This is a genomic window from Streptomyces sp. BBFR25 (genome assembly GCF_044590125.1).
Lineage (GTDB): Bacteria > Actinomycetota > Actinomycetes > Streptomycetales > Streptomycetaceae > Streptomyces > Streptomyces canus_D.
On record NZ_CP172447.1, the window covers coordinates 600338 to 618398 of the forward strand.

The 18061-nt window shown below is 72.0% G+C and carries 5 protein-coding genes (1 of these 5 only partly in view); all 5 read right to left on the reverse strand.

The window, feature by feature from the left end; genetic code table 11:
* Positions 1-13865: the 5' portion of an amino acid adenylation domain-containing protein gene (locus tag ACGH52_RS02470; protein ID WP_399937218.1), read on the reverse strand. It extends 439 nt beyond the left edge of the window; the window shows 13865 of its 14304 coding nt (coding positions 1-13865); its start codon is at positions 13863-13865; its stop codon lies off the left edge, out of view.
* Between the two features lie 109 nt (positions 13866-13974).
* Entirely contained in the window at positions 13975-14244 is a 270-nt protein-coding gene (locus tag ACGH52_RS02475) for an acyl carrier protein (protein ID WP_059298593.1), read from the reverse strand.
* Complete coding sequence (locus ACGH52_RS02480) at positions 14241-15989, reverse strand: fatty acyl-AMP ligase (RefSeq protein WP_121702742.1); 1749 nt, start codon at positions 15987-15989, stop codon at positions 14241-14243. Before ACGH52_RS02480 ends, ACGH52_RS02475 begins: the two co-directional genes overlap by 4 nt.
* A 259-nt stretch (positions 15990-16248) precedes the next feature.
* Positions 16249-17214, reverse strand: coding sequence for a helix-turn-helix transcriptional regulator (locus tag ACGH52_RS02485; RefSeq protein WP_063895711.1), 966 nt, complete (start codon positions 17212-17214; stop codon positions 16249-16251).
* A gap of 87 nt (positions 17215-17301) precedes the next feature.
* Positions 17302-17772: a phospholipase gene (locus ACGH52_RS02490; protein ID WP_121702744.1), complete on the reverse strand. Its 471-nt coding sequence runs from the start codon at positions 17770-17772 to the stop codon at positions 17302-17304.
* Positions 17773-18061: the final 289 nt, after the last annotated feature.

Below are 18061 nucleotides of genomic sequence, written 5' to 3' on the forward strand. Positions count from 1 at the left end.
TAGCGGGCCAGGCCGTAGCCCATGCCCCGGTCGGGAACGGCCCGCAGCTGTTCCTTGACCCGCTTCACCAGGTCGCCGGCGGTCGGCCCGCCGGCCCAGGCGTCGGCCCGGTCCAGCGAACCGGTGCCGAGCCGCACCGGGTACAGGGCGGTGAACCAGCCCACGGTCCGCGACAGGTCGGCGCCACCGGCGAACTCCTCCTCGCGGCCGTGGCCTTCGAGGTCGACGAGGACGTCCCCCGCCTGCTGCCGTCCGTCGCCCTGTCGCCACTCGGAGAGGGCGAGGGTGAACGCGGCCAGGAGCACCTCGTCGGGTCCGGCGCGGAAGGCGGCGGGGACGGCGCCCAGGACGGCCGAGGTGACGTCCGGCGGCAGGGTCAGGGTCAGGTGTCCGGCGGTCGCGTAGGTGTCGCGGGCCGGGTCGAGGGCCGGGAGTCCGGCCAGTGGGTCGGGTGTGTCGAGGACGGCCTCCCAGCGGGCGAGTTCGGTGTCGGGCCGGGTGGCGGCCAGTTCGGCCAGCCGCAGCGCCCAGCCGCGCAGCGAGGTGCCCACGGGCTGGAGCGGCGGTGCGTCGCCCGCGCCGTCGGCCCGCCAGGCCTCGGCGAGGTCGGGCAGGAGGATGCGCCAGGACACTCCGTCGACGGCGAGGTGGTGCACGGCCAGCAGCAGCCGTCCCTGCCGGTCGGGTCCCGCGTCGAACCACACGGCCTGCACCATGGTGCCGTCGCGGGGGGCGAGCCGGGCGCGCGCGGCGGTGCCCTCGCTCACGAAGGCCCGGCGCTGTTCCTCCTCGTCGAGCCGGGACACGTCGACTCGGTGAAGGACGTCAGCGGCGCGTGGTCCAGGTCCCTCGGGGACCTCCAGCCGCCAGCCGACCGCGCTCGCTGCGCCGGTCTCGCCGGTGTCCTCGTCGTCGGTGTCGTCGGTGTCGTCGATGTGGAGCGTCATGCGGAGGGCGTCATGGTGGTCCAGGACTGCCTGCAGTGCGCGCTCCAAGCGGTCGAGGTCGGTCCCGGCAGGGGTGCGGATCAGCTGGGACTGGCTGAAGTGGTCGACGGGCCCCGCGAGTTCAGCGAGCCAGTGGTTGATGGGCAGGAGCGGTACGTGTCCGGTTCCGCCGGGTTCGTCGACCGGGCGGCCGGTGTGACCGTCGGCGTCGCGCACGGTGTGGGCGAGCGCGGCGACCGTCTGGTGCTCGAACACCTCACGGACGGTCAGCTCGAAGCCGGCGCGCCGGGCCCCGCTGACCAGTTGGATGGCCATGATGCTGTCCCCGCCGAGCGCGAAGAACCCCTCGTCGACGCCGATCTCGTCCTGGCCGAGCACCTCGCCGAACAGCGCGCACAGAGCCTTCTCACGCGCGGTGCGCGGGCCGCGACGACGGGTTTCGTCGCCGTACACCGGGCGGGGCAGCGCTCGTTGGTCGATCTTTCCGTTGGGTGTGAGAGGCAGGGTGTCCAGCGGCATGATCGCCATGGGCACCATGTAGTCGGGCAGGTCCCGCGCGAGGTGTTCGCGCAGCCGGGCGGTGTCCGGGAGGGCGGTGGTCCCGGCGGCCGGCACGGCGTAGGCGACCAGCCGCTTGTCCCCGGGACGGTCCTCGCGCACGACGACAGCACACTGCCCGACTTCGGGATGGCGGGCCAGCGTTGCCTCGATCTCGCCGAGTTCGATGCGGAAGCCGCGGATCTTGACCTGGTCGTCGGCACGCCCCAGGTACTCCAGTCCGCCGTCCCGCAGACGGCGTGCCAGGTCACCCGTGCGATACATCCGCGAGCCGTCACCGGCGAACGGGTCCGCGACGAACCGCCCCGACGTCAGTCCCGCACGGCCCAGGTACCCCACCGCCGGACCACGCCCACCGACATACATCTCCCCCATCACCCCGAACGGCACCGGACGCAGCCACTCGTCCAGCACATACACCCGAAGATCCGGAATCCCCCCACCGATCAGACTCCGCGACTGACCCGCCGCCAGCTCCGCACTCATCGGCAGATACGTCACATGCACAGTCGTCTCAGTGATCCCGTACATGTTCACCAGCACCGGCGAACGGTCCCCACGACGCGTAAACCAGTCCGCCAACCGGGACGGCTCCAGCGCCTCACCACCGAACACCACATACCGCAACGCCAGATCGGCACCCGGCCGCTCCGCATCCGCCTGACTCAACTGATGAAACGCCGACGGCGTCTGATTCAGCACCGTCACCCGCTCCCGCACCAGCAAGTCCAGGAAATCCCCCGGAGAACGACTCACCTCGTGCGGCACCACCACCAGCCGCCCGCCATACAACAACGCACCCCACAACTCCCACACCGAGAAGTCGAACGCGAACGAGTGGAACAACGTCCACACATCATCCGGCCCGAACCCGAACCAGCCATCCGTCGCCCCGAACAACCGCACCACATTCCGGTGCGCCACCACCACACCCTTCGGACGCCCCGTCGACCCCGACGTATAAATCACATACGCCGCCTGCTCCGGCACCAGACCCGCCCGACACCCGGCAGAACCAGCCACCGGCATCCCCGCCAACTCCGCCACCACCACCGGATCATCCAGCACCAGCACGGCACCACCGAAGGAACCGAGTCGTTCCACGACCTCGGCGGCCGTCACCACCAGCTTCGGCCGGCAGTCCTGCACCGTGTACGCGATCCGGTCCACCGGATACGCCGGATCCACCGGCACATACGCCGCACCCGCCTTCAGCACACCCAGGACCGCCACCACCAGCTCCACCGACCTCGGCAACGCCAGCGCCACGAAATCACCCGGACCCACACCCCGGCCCATCAGCACATGCGCCAACCGCTCCGCACGCGCGTCCAACTCCCCGTACGACAACGACTCGCCACCGCACACCACCGCCACACGCTCCGGCCCCTCGGCCACCCGCGCCTCGAACAACTCCGGCACCGTCGACCGCACACCCTCCGCACCCAACCCGGCCACCGGCACACGCTCCTCACCCACCAGCACGTCCACCTCACCGATGCGCGCCGAGGGACGTTCGGCGACCGCGGTCAGGACTCGGACGAACCGTTCGGCGATCGTGTCGGCGGTGCGCCGGTCGAAGAGGTCGGTGCGGAACTCGACGGCGCCGCGCAGACCGGCGGGTCCGTCGACGTCCCCCGGCCGTTCCTCCACGACGAAGGACAGATCGAACTTCGCGGCGCGGGTGCTGACGGGGTGCCCGGTCACGGTGAGCCCGGGCAGCTGTCCGACGGCGTCCAGCGCGTCCTGCCGGTCGGAGCCGTCGACGGTGAGCGACACCTGGAAGAGGGGGTGACGGCCCAGGGACCGCTCGGGGTTGAGCGCGTCGACGAGGCGCTCGAAGGGGACGTCCTGGTGGTCGTAGGCCGCCAGGTCGGTGGTGCGCACCCGGTCCAGGAGTTCGGTGAAGGCGGGGTTGCCGGAGGTGTCGGTGCGCAGGACGAGCGTGTTGACGAAGAAGCCGATCAGGTCCTCGAGTGCCTCGTCGTTCCGGCCGGCGACGGGGGTGCCGATGGGGATGTCGTGGCCCGCGCCGAGCCGCGTCAGGAGGGCGGCGAGCGCGGTCTGCACGACCATGAAGAGGCTGGCTCCACTGCTGTGGGCGAGCCGCAGCAGCCCTTCGTGGACCTGTGCGGGTACCTCGAAGGCGACCGCGTCACCGTCCTCGGACGCGACCAGGGGACGCGGGTGGTCGGTGGGCAGGGTGAGTTCGGCCGGCACCCCGGCGAGCGCCTCGGTCCAGTGGGCCAGTTGGCGCGAGATCGCGGAGTCCGGGTCGTCCTCGGAGCCGAGGTGCGTGTGCTGCCACAGGCTGTAGTCGGCGTACTGTACGGGCAGCGGCGTCCAGTGCGGTGCCCTGCCGTCGGCGCGGGCGGTGTAGGCGGTGGCGAGGTCGCGGGCCAGCGGCTGGAGTGACCAGCCGTCGGTGGCGGCGTGGTGGATGACCAGCATCAGCACGTGCTCGCGCGGGGCGAGGGCGTACAGCCGGGCGCGCAGCGGTGCGTCGGCGGTGAGGTCGAGACCGGTGCGCGCGGCGTCGGCGAGCACGGCGTCCAGTCGGTCCTCGGTGACGTCCTCGACGGGCAGGGCGGGCAGCGCCTCGGCCGGGTGCAGGATCTGCTGGCGGGGTCCTTCGTCGCCCTCGGCGAAGACGGTGCGCAGCGACTCGTGCCGGGTGACGAGGTCCCGCAGGGCCAGGTACAGGGCGTCGCGGTCGAGGTCGCCGGACAGCCGCAGTGCGGCCGGGATGTTGTAGGCCGGGCTGGGTCCCTGGAGGTGCTGGAGGAACCACAGCCGCTGCTGCGCGTACGACAGGGGTATGCGCTCCGGCCGGGGCTCGGCGCGGGTCAGCGCGGTGCGGGCCGCGTCTGCCGTTCCGAGCCGTCCGGCCAGTTCGGCGACCGTCGGCGCTTCGAACAGGGCTCGTGCGGACAGTTCGGCGCCGAGGGCGGCGCGGATGCGGCCGATGAGCCGGGTGGCGAGGAGGGAGTGCCCGCCGAGGGCGAAGAAGTCGTCGTCCACGGTGACCCGCTCGACGCCCAGGACGTCGGCGAACAGGCCGCACAGGATCTCTTCGCGTGCGGTGCGCGGGGCGCGTCCGGCGCCCGCTCCGTCGATCGGCCCGGGAGCGGGCAGGGCCTTGCGGTCGAGCTTGCCGTTGGCGGTGAGCGGCAGCACGTCGAGGGTGACGAACTGGGACGGCACCATGTACTCGGGCAGTGCGGCCGCGGTCCGCTCCCGGAGCGCGCGGTGGTCCGGTGCGTCGTCCGCCGGGACGACGTAGGCGACGAGCCGCTTGTCCCCGGGTCGGTCCTCGTGGACGACGACGGCCGCGCCCGCGACGGCGGGATGCGCCACGAGGGCCGCTTCGATCTCGCCGAGTTCGATGCGGAAGCCGCGGATCTTGACCTGGTCGTCGGCACGCCCCAGGTACTCCAGACCGCCGTCCCGCAGACGGCGTGCCAGGTCACCCGTGCGATACATCCGCGAGCCGTCACCGGCGAACGGGTCCGCGACGAACCGCCCCGACGTCAGTCCCGCACGGCCCAGATACCCCACCGCCGGACCACGACCACCGACATACATCTCCCCCATCACCCCGAACGGCACCGGACGCAGCCACTCGTCCAGCACATACACCCGAAGATCCGGAATCCCCCCACCGATCAGACTCCGCGACTGACCCGCCGCCAGCTCCGCACTCATCGGCAGATACGTCACATGCACAGTCGTCTCAGTGATCCCGTACATGTTCACCAGCACCGGCGAACGCTCACCACGACGCGTAAACCAGTCCGCCAACCGGGACGGCTCCAGCGCCTCACCACCGAACACCACATACCGCAACGCCAGATCGGCACCCGGCCGCTCCGCATCCGCCTGACTCAACTGATGAAACGCCGACGGCGTCTGATTCAGCACCGTCACCCGCTCCCGCACCAGCAAGTCCAGGAAATCCCCCGGAGAACGACTCACCTCGTGCGGCACCACCACCAGCCGCCCGCCATACAACAACGCACCCCACAACTCCCACACCGAGAAGTCGAACGCGAACGAGTGGAACAACGTCCACACATCATCCGGCCCGAACCCGAACCAGCCGTCCGTCGCCCCGAACAACCGCACCACGTTCTGGTGCGCCACCACCACACCCTTCGGACGCCCCGTCGACCCCGACGTATAAATCACATACGCCGCCTGCTCCGGCACCAGACCCGCCCGACACCCGGCAGAACCAGCCACCGGCATCCCCGCCAACTCCGCCACCACCACCGGATCATCCAGCACCAGCCGAGGCCCGGCCGCCGGCACGCGCTCGGCCACCTCCGACACCGTCACGAGAACCGCAGGCGCACAGTCCTCCACCGTGTACGCGATCCGGTCCACCGGATACGCCGGATCCACCGGCACATACGCCGCACCCGCCTTCAGCACACCCAGGACCGCCACCACCAGCTCCACCGACCTCGGCAACGCCAGCGCCACGAAATCACCCGGACCCACACCCCGGCCCATCAGCACATGCGCCAACCGCTCCGCACGCGCGTCCAACTCCCCGTACGACAACGACTCGCCACCGCACACCACCGCCACACGCTCCGGCCCCTCGGCCACCCGCGCCTCGAACAACTCCGGCACCGTCGACCGCACACCCTCCGCACCCAACCCGGCCACCGGCACACGCTCCTCACCCACCAGCACGTCGACGGCGTGCAGGGGCAGCTCGGGCCGTTCGGCGACCGCGGCGAGGAGGTCCAGGAAGCGGACGGTCAGGGAGCGGGCGGTGGCCTCGTCGAAGAGGTCGGTGGCGAAGACCAGGGCGGCGCGCAGGCCGTCGGGGTCGCCGTCGGGCGTGCGCCGTTCGGCGAAACCGAGGACGAGGTCGAACTTGGCGGCACCGGTCGTCGCGGCGTGCTCCGTGACGGTGAGGCCGGGCATGGCCGTGCCGATCCGCTCGTGGGCCGGTCCGTCGGTGTCGAAGGTGAGGACTACTTGGACGAGGGGGTGGCGGGCGAGGGAGCGTTCGGGTTTGAGTTCCGCCACGAGGCGTTCGAAGGGCAGGTCCTGGTGGTCGTAGGCGGCCAGGTCGGCCTCGCGGACGCGGTCCAGGAGATCGGCGAAGGTGGGGTCACCCGAGGTGTCGGTGCGCAGCACGAGGGTGTTCACGAAGCAGCCCACGAGGCGTTCCACCGCCTCGTCGCCCCGCCCGGCCACCGGGGTGCCGATCGGCACGTCCGTGCCCGCGCCCAGCCGGGTCAGCAGCGCGGCCAGAGCCGCCTGCATCACCATGAACACACTGACCCGATGCGCACGGGCCACCTCCGCCACCCGCGCGTGCAGCACGGCCGGCACCTCGAACTCCAGGCGTTCACCCCGGTAGGAGGCGACCACCGGCCGCGGCCGGTCCACCGGCAGCGCCAGCTCCTCCGGCAGCCCTTCCAGCCGCTCCCGCCAGAACTCCAGCTGACCGCCCAGCAACGACCGGGGATCGTCACCCGAGCCCAACACCTCACGCTGCCACACCGCCACATCCGCGTACCCGAGCGGCAACGGCTGCCACACGGGAGCCGCTCCGTCGAGCCGGGCCGTATAGGCAGCGGCCAGATCCTCGGCGAGGACGGGCAGACTCCAGCCGTCGGCGGCGATGTGATGGAGGAGGAGCAGCAGAACGTGCTCGTCCCCGCTCGTCTCGAAGAGGGTCACGCGCAGTGGCGGTTCGGCGGTGAGGTCGAAGGGCCGGCGGGTGGCGGTGGTCAGGTCCTCGTCGAGCCGTTCGGTGTCCGTGGTGACGACGCTCAGGTCGAGGGCGGCGTCGTCCCGGATCACCTGGTGGGGCCCGTCGGCGTCCTCGGCGAACACCGTGCGCAGCGGCTCGTGCCGGGCCACGACGTCGGCGAGCGCGGCACGCAGCGCCTCCCGGTCCAGGCCGCCGGAGAGGTTGAGGACGAGGGGGAGGTTGTAGGTGGCGCCGGGTCCCTCGAAGCGGTCGAGGAACCAGAGGCGTTCCTGCGCGTAGGAGAGGGGTAGGCGGTCGGGCCGGGGGCGGGCGGTCACGGGGGGACGAGCCTGGTCGGCGGTCGTCAGGGCGTCGGCGACACCGGCCACGGTCGGTGTGCGGAAGACGCGCTGGAGGGGCAGTTCGGCGCCGAGGACGGTGCGGATGCGGGAGACCAGCCGGGTCACCAGCAGCGAGTGACCCCCCAGATCGAAGAACGAGTCGTCGACCCCCACCTCCGCGACACCGAGCACCTCCGCGAACAGACCACACAGGATCTCCTCACGCGGACCACGCGGCAACCGGCCCCCACCCACCCGATACTCCGGCGCAGGCAACGCACGCCGGTCCAGCTTCCCGTTCACCGTCACCGGCAACCCGTCCAGCACCACCACCGCCGACGGAACCATCCCCTCCGGCAACCGCTCCCCCACCCACGAACGCACCACACCCGCATCCACCACACCACCCACCACCGGCACCACATACGCCACCAGACGCACATCACCCCCACCCTCATCCCGCACCACCACCGCACACTGACCCACACCCGGCGCAGCAGACACCACCCCCTGCACCTCACCCAACTCCACCCGCTGACCCCGCACCTTCACCTGATCATCCACACGCCCCACAAACACCAGCTCACCACCGGACGTCCACCGCACCAGATCCCCCGTGCGATACATCCGCGACCCCGACACCCCGAACGGACACGCCACAAAACGCTCGGCCGACAACCCCGCACGACCCCAATACCCATACGCCAACTGCACCCCCGCCAAATACAACTCCCCCACCACACCCACCCCCACCGGCCGCAGACCACCGTCCAACACGAACACCGACGTGTTCCACACCGGACGACCGATGGCGACGGCCTGGGTGCCCCGCTCGGCGGGCACGCAGGGGTGGTAGGTGACGTCCACGGACGCCTCGGTGGGGCCGTAGAGGTTGTGCAGTTCCGCGTCGAGGGTGTCGGTGAACCGGTCGCGCAGTTCGCCGGGCAGGGCCTCACCGCTGCAGATCACCCGGGTGAGGGTGGTGCACTCGGCGGCGGCCGGCTCGGACAGGAAGGCACCCAGCATCGACGGCACGAAGTGCGCGGTCGTGATGCGCTCGTGCTGGATGAGTTCCGCCAGGTAGGCGGGGTCGCGGTGGCCGTCCGGCCGGGCGACGACCAGCGTCGCCCCGGTGATCAGCGGCCAGAAGAACTCCCAGACGGAGACGTCGAATCCGGTGGGTGTCTTCTGCAGGACGCGGTCGTCGGCGGTGAGCGCGTAGGTGTCCTGCATCCACAGGAGGCGGTTGACGACGCCCTGGTGCGGAACCACCACACCCTTCGGACGCCCCGTCGAACCCGACGTGTACATCACATACGCCGCACCCCCCGGCACCGCACGCGGCACGAAACCCCCACCACCGGACAACGCCTCGTCCACACACCCCACCGGCACCCCGTCCGGCACCCGCGACACACCCTCCGCCACCGTCAGCACCACCGACGGAGCCGCATCCTCCAGCACATACCGCACCCGCTCCACCGGATAACCCACATCCACCGGCACATACGCCGCACCCACCTTGTGCACCGCCAACAACGACACCACCAACTCCACCGACCGCGGCACCATCACCCCCACCCGGTCCCCCACACCCACACCACGCCCCACCAACCACCCCGCCAACGCACACGCCCGCGCATCCAACTCCGCATACGACACCGACACACCCCCGAACACCACCGCCACCGCATCCGGCGACCGACGCACCTGCTCCACGAACAGATCCGCCAACGACACCGACGGCACCACCCGCCCCGTCGCGTTCCACTCCACCACCACCCGCCGCCGCTCACCCGCCGACACCACGGCGAGGGCGCTGACGGAGCGGGCGGGGTCGGCGCACACCTGGTCGATGAGGCGCAGGAGCCGGTCGGCGAGCAGGTGGGCGGTGTCGGGGCTGAAGAGGTCGGTGCTGTATTCCAGGCCGCCGTACATCCCGGCGGGTGAACCGTCGGCGGTGAAGCGCTCGCCGAAGTCGAAGGACAGGTCGAACTCGGCGGTGCCGGTGTGGCTGGGCAGCAACTCGGCGTCGAGTCCGGACAGGTGGCGCAGAGCGCCGATGCCGTCGTGCTGATAGGTGTTCTGGAAGGCCAGCATCACCTGGAAGAGGGGGCTGCGGGACAGCGACCGGGAGGGGTTGAGTTCGCCGACGAGCCGTTCGAAGGGCAGGTCCTGGTGGGAGTAGGCGGCGAGGTCGGTCTCCCGGACGCGGGTCAGCAGTTCGGCGAACGTGGGGTCGCCGGACAGGTCCGTGCGCAGGACCAGCGTGTTGACGAACACGCCGACCAGCTCTTCGAAGTCCTCGTGGACACGTCCGGCTGTCGGGGAGCCGATCGGGATGTCGTTCCCGGCGCCGAGCCGGGACAGCAGGGCCGCCAGGGCGGCCTGCATCACCATGAAGACGCTCACGTCGTGGGCCCTGGCGAGGGCGGTGATCCGTGTGTGGAGTTCGGCGGGAACGTCGAAGCGGTGGTGGTCTCCCGCGCCGGTGGGCACGGCGGGGCGGGAGCGGTCGCCGGGCATCGGCAGTTCGTCGGGGAGGTCCGCCAGGGCCTGCCGCCAGTACGCCAGTTGGCGGTCGGCGCGGCTGCCGGGGTCGCCGGGCTCGCCGAGGAAGGCGTGCTGCCACAGGGCGTAGTCGGCGTACTGCAGCGGCAGCGGCGCCCAGTCGGGGGCGTGGCCCTGCCGGCGTCCGGCGTACGCGGTGGCCAGGTCGCGGACGAGTCGTTCCATGGACCAGCCGTCGGCGGCGACATGGTGGACGACGAGCAGCAGGACATGTTCGGTGCCGGAGATCGTGAACAGTCGCGCGCGCAGGGGCGGTTCGGAGCCCAGGTCGAAACGTTCGCGGGCGGCCGCTGCGAGGGCGCCGTCGAGTGCGTCCGGGGTGACCGGCTGGACCGGCAGCGCGGGGTGTGAGGCGTCGGCGGGCAGCACGGTCTGGCGCAGGCCCTCGGGGTCCTCGGTGAGGAGGGTGCGCAGCGGCTCGTGCCGGGCGACGACGTCGGCGAGGGCGGCGTGCAGGGCGTCCCGGTCGAGGTCGCCGGTGAGCCGGAGGGCGGCGGGGATGTTGTGCGTGGCCGAGTCCTGGGCCTCCAGGCGGTCCAGGAACCACCAGCGGCGCTGCCCGTAGGAGGCGGGGACGCGTTCGGGGCGGCCGCGGACGGGGACGGGCCGGGCGTCGTCGGTGCTGTCGGTGTCCGCCGTGGCGAGGTGACGGGCCAGCCCGACCGGGGTGGGGGTGTCGAACAGTTGCCGGACGGACACGTCCGCCCGGAAGGCGGCGCGGATCCGGGCGGCAAGGCGGGTGGCCAGCAGGGAGTGCCCGCCGAGGGCGAAGAAGTCGCTGTCGGGGCCGACCTGGGGCAGCCCGAGGACGCGTGCGAACAGCTCGCAGAGCAGCTCTTCGTGCGGGGTGCGGGCGGCGCGGGCGGGGGTGTCGTCGGCGTATTCGGGCGCGGGCAGCGCCTTCCGGTCGAGCTTGCCGTTCGGGGTGAGCGGCAGGGCGTCCAGCAGCACGATCGCGGCCGGGACCATGTACTCCGGGAGGGTGTCCGCCAGTTGTTCGCGCAGCGAGTCGGGGTGGGCGCCGCCGGACGGAACGGCGTATCCGACCAGTCGCAGGTCACCGGGCCGGTCCTCGCGGGCGACCACGGCGGCCTGGGCGACCTCGGGCAGCCGGGCCAGTCGGCTCTGGACCTCGCCGAGTTCGATGCGGTGGCCGCGGATCTTGACCTGGCCGTCGGCCCGGCCGACGAAGACGAGGGTGCCGTCGTCCCGCCTGCGGACGAGGTCGCCGGTGCGGTACATGCGGGCGCCCGCGTCGCCGTGGAGGCTCGCGTGGGGGTCGGCGACGAAGCGTTCGGCGGTGAGGCCGGGGCGTTTCCAGTAGCCGCGGGCCAGGCCGGTTCCGGCGATGTACAGCTCGCCGGCGACGCCGGGCGGCACGGGGCGCAGGGCGCCGTCGAGCACGTAGGCCCGGGTGTTGGCGAAGGGGCGGCCGATGGGCACGGGACCGTCCTGGACGCGGGAGCCCGGTTCCAGCCGGTGGTCGAGGCAGTTGACGGTGGCCTCGGTGGGTCCGTAGGCGTTGTAGACGACCGCGTCGGGGTGGCGGCGGCGCCAGCCGTCGAGGACGGCGCCGTGCAGGGCCTCGCCGCCGATGACGAGGGTGTCGCTGGGCGACGCGGCGTTCGGCAGGGCGTCCAGGAGTTCCAGGTGGCTGGGGGTGACCTTCATGAACGTCGGCTGTCCGCCGGTGTGCGCGGTGTCCTCGTCCAGTTCGGCGACGCGGACGGTGCCGCCGCTGACCAGGGGCGTGTACAGCGCCGTGACGGTCAGGTCGAAGGCGACCGGCGAGTGCAGGAGGGAGGTCCCGGCGGCGGCCGGGTACTCCTGCCGGGCGCGTTGCAGGTAGGCGGCCAGCGAACGGTGTTCGACCACCACGCCCTTGGGGCGGCCCGTCGAGCCCGAGGTGTAGATGACGTACGCCGGGTGCCGGGGCAGCGGCCCCTGTGCGGGCTGGTCGGCGGAGTCCCGCGGGCCGGTGGCCGTATCGGGGTCGTCGACGAGGAGGCGCCGCGAGGCGGGTACGGGGACCCGGTCGGCCAGTCGGCTCTCGGTCACGACGAGGGCGGGGTCGCAGTCCCGCAGCACGTACTGGATGCGGTCCGCCGGATAGGTGGGGTCGACCGGCACGTAGGCGGCACCGGTCCGCACCACGGCGAGCAGGGCGACCACCAGGTCGGCGGAGCGGGGCAGCACCACCGCGACGAACGACTCGGGGCGGGCCCCCGCCCGGCGCAGCCGCCGGGCGAGGCGTTCCGCGCGGGCGTCCAGCTCGGCGTACGTCACCACGGTGCCGTCGACGTCCAGGGCCGGACGGGTGGGGGTGCGGCGCACCTGCTCGGCGAAGAGGGCGGGCAAGGTGGTGTCGGGCACGTCACGGGCGGTGTCGTTCCACTCGACGAGGGCGCGGTGCGTGTCCTCGGCGTCCAGGACGTCGGCCCGTCCGACGGGCAGGGCGGGGCCCTCCAGCACTTCGGTGAGGAAGCCGAGGAACCGGTCCCGGTGGGCGAGCAGCGCGGCGTCCTCGTACAGGCCGGGGTGCGCGTCGAAGTCGACGTGGATGCCGCCGGTGCCGTCGGTGGCCCCGCTGATGTGCACGGAGAGGTCCCTGACGCGTCCGGTGGACAGCTGGCGGGCGGTGACCGTGCGGCCGGCGAGGTCGATGGACAGGTCCTGGGCGACGAGGTTGACGACCGGTCCGGTGAGCGGGTGCGTCGCGGTACGGCCGAAGTCCCGGTGGAGGTCCTCGCCGCGGTAGCGCTGGTGCCGGACGGCGTCGCGCACCTGCGCGTCGGCCTGTGCGACCAGGTCCCGGAAGGTCGTGGCGGGGTGCACGTGCAGCCGCAGCGGCACCTCGTTGGCGAGCATGCCGGGGGTGGTGAGGGCGGTACGGCTGGTGCGGGCGGCGACGGGGAAGCCGAGGACGACGTCGCGCACCGAGGTGAGCCGGTGGAGGTAGGCGGCGACGGCGGCCACCAGGACGACGGTCCAGCGGGTGCGGGCCGCGCCGGCCGCCGCGGAGAGGGCGGCGACCTGCGGCTCGGACAGCCGGGCCCCGGCGCGCAGTTCGCTGTGGGCGGGCTGCGCGGAACCGGCCGCGAGGCGGGGCGGCTCCGGCGGGTCGGCGAGGGTGGCGCGCCAGTACGCGGCGTCCCGGGCGTGGGCCGGGGAGCCGAGGTAGGCGGCGTCGTCCGCCAGGAGGTCGTGCAGGGTGCCGAACGGGGTGGCGGGTGTGTCGGCGTCCTTGGCGTACGCCGTGTACAGCTCGGCGATGCGGCGGCAGTGGAGGATCTGCCCCCAGCCGTCGAGGGCGATGTGGTGGTACCGGAAGACGAGGAGGTGGCGGTTCGGGGCGAGGGTCAGCAGCGCGTGCCCGTACAGGGTGTCCTGGGCGGGGTCGACGGGTGTGGCCAGATCGTCCCGCATCCAGGCGAGGGCGGCGGCGTACGGGTCCTCTTCGCCGCCGAGGTCGACATGGCGCGGGGGCGCCGCCTCGGGAACGGTCCGCAGCCACAGGCCCTCGTCGTCTTCGGTGAAGCGGACGCGCAGCGCCGCGGTGTCCTCGACGGCGCGGACGACGGCTCGATCGAGCAGGACCGGGTCCACCGGCGCGTCGATGTCGAAGAACACGCCGCAGTTGTACAGCGGGCTGCCGGGCTGCAACTGCTGCGCGACCCAGATGCCCAGCTGTGCCGATGACGCCCGGTAACGCGGGGCCTCGCCCTTGGACATGCTCACATCCGCCCTCTCTCCGGCTCGTTCGGGACGTGCGCGCCGGTGCCCGGGACATGCCGTCGTCCCGGGCGGGCGCTGCGGTGCTGTGGTGCTGCGGTGCCGCGGATCAGCCGCCGTCGGCCATCCGTGCGGCGAGGTGGGCCGCGAGGAGCGCGACGGTCGGGTACTCCCAGGCCACGTCGGGGTCCACGGGCAGGCCCCAGCGGTCCTCGGCCTCCCCCGCCAGGGCGACCGCCTGGAGGGAGTCGAGGCCGTACTCGGCCATCAGGACATCCGGCTGGATCTCGTGACCGGCCCGGTCGAGGAGGACGCCGAGGCGCTCGGCGAGCCAGTGGCGTACCGCTCTCTCGGACACGGTGTGCGCGTGCGCGGTCATCGGGCACCACCCGGGGTGATGACGGTGGCGTACTCGCTGTCCAGACGTCCGGTGAGGAACAGCTCGCGCATCGCGGCCCGTTCGATCTTGCCGCTGGTGGTGCGGCGGACCGTACCGCGGCGCAGCAGCAGCACCGCTGCCGGGACGACGCCGAAGTCGCGGGCGACGGTCTGCCGGAGGGCGGCGGCCAGCGCCGTGAGGCGGGGCTCGCCGAGTCCGGCCCGCACCTCGTGGGTGACGACGAGGCCCTCCTCGAGGTCCCGGGGGTCGCTCGGGCGGACGGGCGCGGCGAACACGGCTCCCACGTTGGCGAGTTCCGGGTGGGAGGTGCGCAGTTCGTGTTCTATGTCCTGGGGGTACAGATTGCGGCCGCGGAAGATCATGACGTCCTTGATGCGGCCGGTCACGTAGAGCTCGCCGTCATGGACGGTGCCCAGGTCGCCGGTGCGCAGGTAGCCGGTGTCGCCGTCGGCGGTGGTCGCGCGGAAGGTGGCGTCGGTGGTGTCCGGGTCGTCCCAGTAGCCCTGGGCGACGTTGGGTCCGCGCAGCCACAGTTCGCCGATCCGTCCGGCGGGCAGGCGCCGGTGGGTCTCGGGGTCGACGACGGCCACGTCGAAGCCGTGGGCCGCGCCGTTGCTCGGGAGGTCGCGACCGCCCGCGGCGGTGGGCACCGGCCGGAACTCGCGTCTTGCCAGGGCGTCGCCGTCGACCGTGGTGACGAGGGGCTCGCGGGGCGGTGCGCCCGAGACGAACACCGTCGACTCGGCCAGGCCGTAGCAGGGTGAGGCGGCCTCGGGACGGAAACCCGCCGCGGCGAACCGCTTGGCGAACTCGGTCGTCGTGCCCGCCTGGACGGGTTCGGAGCCGTTCACGGCGTAGCGCCAGCGGGACAGGTCCAGGTCCTGGATCTGTTCGTCGGTCACCTTGCGGCAGCAGTAGTCGTAGCCGAAGTTGGGCGCGGCGGACCACACCACGTCGTAGGTGTCGATCATGCGCAGCCAGTGATGGGGGCGTTTGAGGAAGGCCGTCGGGTCCATCAGGACGCAGGTGCTGCCGTGGAAGAGGGCGGGCAGCGTCTGGGCCATCAGGCCCATGTCGTGGAACTGCGGGGCCCAGCCGCCGAACCGGGCGCCTTCGGGGACCTGGAGGGTGGTGCAGAGGGTGGCCGCGTTGGTGAGCAGGTTGCCGTGGCTGATCATCACCCCCTTGGGGGTGCCCGTCGACCCGGACGTGTACTGGAGGAGGGCCAGCGTCCCGCGGTCGGCGGCCGGCGGCTCCCAGCCGTCGGGGCCCGGCAGTCCGGTGTCGTCGGCGACGAGCAGGGGCAGCCCGTCCAGGCCCTCCTGGCGCGCCCAGTCCCGGACGGCGGGGAGGTCGGCGGTGTCGGTGAGGACGGCGGACACCCGCGAGTCGGCGGCGATCGCCTTGACCCGCCTGCGCTCGTGCGGAAAGCGGCCGGGCAGGGGGGCCGGTACGGCGACCATTCCGGCGTACAGACAGCCGACGAAGGGGACGATGAATTCGGCGGGCGGGCAGAGCAGCAGAATGCGGGACCCGTCGGGGAAAAGGCTGCGGAGCCGCATGGCGAGTTGCCGGGCGCGGGTGTCGAGTTCTGCGTGAGTGAGATGCAGGGCATCCCGCCGCTCCGGATCGCGCACCCATATGAGCGCGTCCTGTGCGGGGCGTTCGGCGGCCCAATGCCGAAGGATTTCCGTGGCATTGGCAGCGGTGCTGACTTCCGACATGACCGTCGATTCCTCGATTCTGCGGTCAGGAATTGATGCACGATCATCGACGGGCTGCGACGCTAGTCGGCCCGCGAAGTAGACGTCAAGGAACGGGATCTCGGCCGGGGCCGCGTCCCCTCCTTTTCCGTGGGTCCACCGGATGGCTGTACGCAGGGTTCTTAAGCCTGGGCTTCAGCAGTCACCGCGACGGCCAGCAGGATGTTTCACTCCCGCCTGAATGACCGTGGCGGTCGTCCGGGTGCGATGCGGAGCGGTTTCACGCCGCGGGCTGACGGAACCCGCCCGCAAGGCGCTGTTCACCATTTCCCGAGGTGCGCCCCGATTCCCGGACGCGCATGCCCAGCAGGGCCATTCCGAGGGGAGTCACGGTATGGAGAACGGTATTGCGATTGCGGTGCGTGGTGATGAGTCCGGACTCCCGCAGGACCGCGGTGTGCTGGCTGGCGCCCGCGGAGGAGATACCGAGTGTCTCGGCGAGTTCGGAGGTGGTGTGCGAGGCGGTGAGGGCGCGCAGGGCCGCCGCCCGCGTCCGGCCCACCAGCGCGCCGAGCGCCTGCCCGGTGTTGTCGGGCTCGTCCCACAGTCCGGCGGCCTGGGGGAAGTCCGGCGACACGGCGAACACCAGGGCGGCCCCGCCGTCTTCCGGCAGGGAGCGGATCAGCACCGAGGGCTGGTGCACCAGGAACAGGGAGGGCACCAGGACCAGTCCCCGTCCGTCCAGGTGGATGTCCCGGTCGGGTCCGGGCACTTCGAGGACCGGGCTCTGCCACTGGATCTTGGAGTGCAGGGTCTCCAGGAGCCGGTCGACCCCGCCGGTCATGGTGATGCGGCCGCGGGCGTTGCACTCGTGCTCCAGTTGGTTCAGCACCCGGTTCCAGTACGGGGCGAGGGCGTGCCGCCACACGTCCCGTACGGCGGCCAGGGCCTCGTCGGGCCCCAGGCCGAGGGCCCGCAGCGCACGGTCCCCCTCGTCGGAGGCCGCGTCGACCAGGCAGAGCAGATCACCTGGCGCCCGTAGCCGGCCATGGGGCGAGGCGACCATCGCGGCGAGCGCGGTGCGCTGGCGCAGGTGCTGGGCCAGCCGGTGACGCCAGCGCAGGTGCGCGGCGCTGGCGGGGCGGCCGAGCAGCCCCAGGGCGAAGACCGTCTCCGCGACCTGGCCGAGTGTGGGGCTCAGCCGGGTCCGTGCCAGGTCTTCTGCCGTGAAGTGGATTCTCTGCACTGTCCGTTTCTCCCCCGGGACGGTGTCCGGTCGCTGTGCGGCCGGTGCGGTACAGGCTGGTGCCGAAGCGTCGGTCGGCGGTCGCCGTCAGGCGGCCTTTCCGGCGTCCGCCTCCCGCAGCCCGAGGATCCGGACCGCTTCGTAGTACACCCTCGCGAGGCTGTCGCACTCGGTGCGGCGCTCACCGCTGTAGGTGGCGCACACCCGCTTCAGGTCCGCGTAGAAGGCGCTGTCCAGGCGGTCCTTGTTCGCGGCGAACTGGCCGGCCGCCTTGTAGTTGCGGTATCCGAAGTCGTGCCGGGCGCAGGACTGCGCGAACGGGTACCCGTAGGGATTGTCCGGGGACGTGGTGCAGTAGTCGGTGGACCAGTCGAATGCGTACGCCGCCCAGGCCGCCTGATTCTGTCGTGCGGCGTTCCACGCCTGATAGCTGGTGGCACTGGTCTGCGTCCATCGGGACAAGACCTCCGGTTTGTCGGCCGGAGCGGCCTGCGCCGGGGCGGCGGTGAGAAGTGCGGCGGCCACCGCGGCCACGGCCGCACCGGCGGAAAGACGCATCTGACGAAGCACGCTGGACACCTCCGGGAGACAGGGAACGGCTCGGGTGAGCCGGACGGGCGGAAAACACGCGGAGTCACTCGCGCCGCCTCAGTCTGCGGAACCCGGATATGCACGCCTTATCGAGCGACTATGGCGGCGGTTTGTTCGATGACCGGGAGGATTCGAACACCGGGGGCTCGGAAGCCGGTACGCCACGTCCGCGATGCGCCGGTGCGACCGTGTGAGAAACGGCGACGCGGAGGAAGACGGGCCGGGTTGCCCGCTCGATATCCGCCCGATGCGTCAC

Excerpts from the sequence above, each read along its gene's own strand:
- ACGH52_RS02475 (WP_059298593.1), bottom strand. The coding sequence starts at position 14,244 with ATGACCGCGCACGCGCACACCGTGTCCGAGAGAGCGGTACGCCACTGG.
- ACGH52_RS02480 (WP_121702742.1), bottom strand. The coding sequence starts at position 15,989 with ATGTCGGAAGTCAGCACCGCTGCCAATGCCACGGAAATCCTTCGGCAT.
- ACGH52_RS02490 (WP_121702744.1), bottom strand. The coding sequence starts at position 17,772 with ATGCGTCTTTCCGCCGGTGCGGCCGTGGCCGCGGTGGCCGCCGCACTT.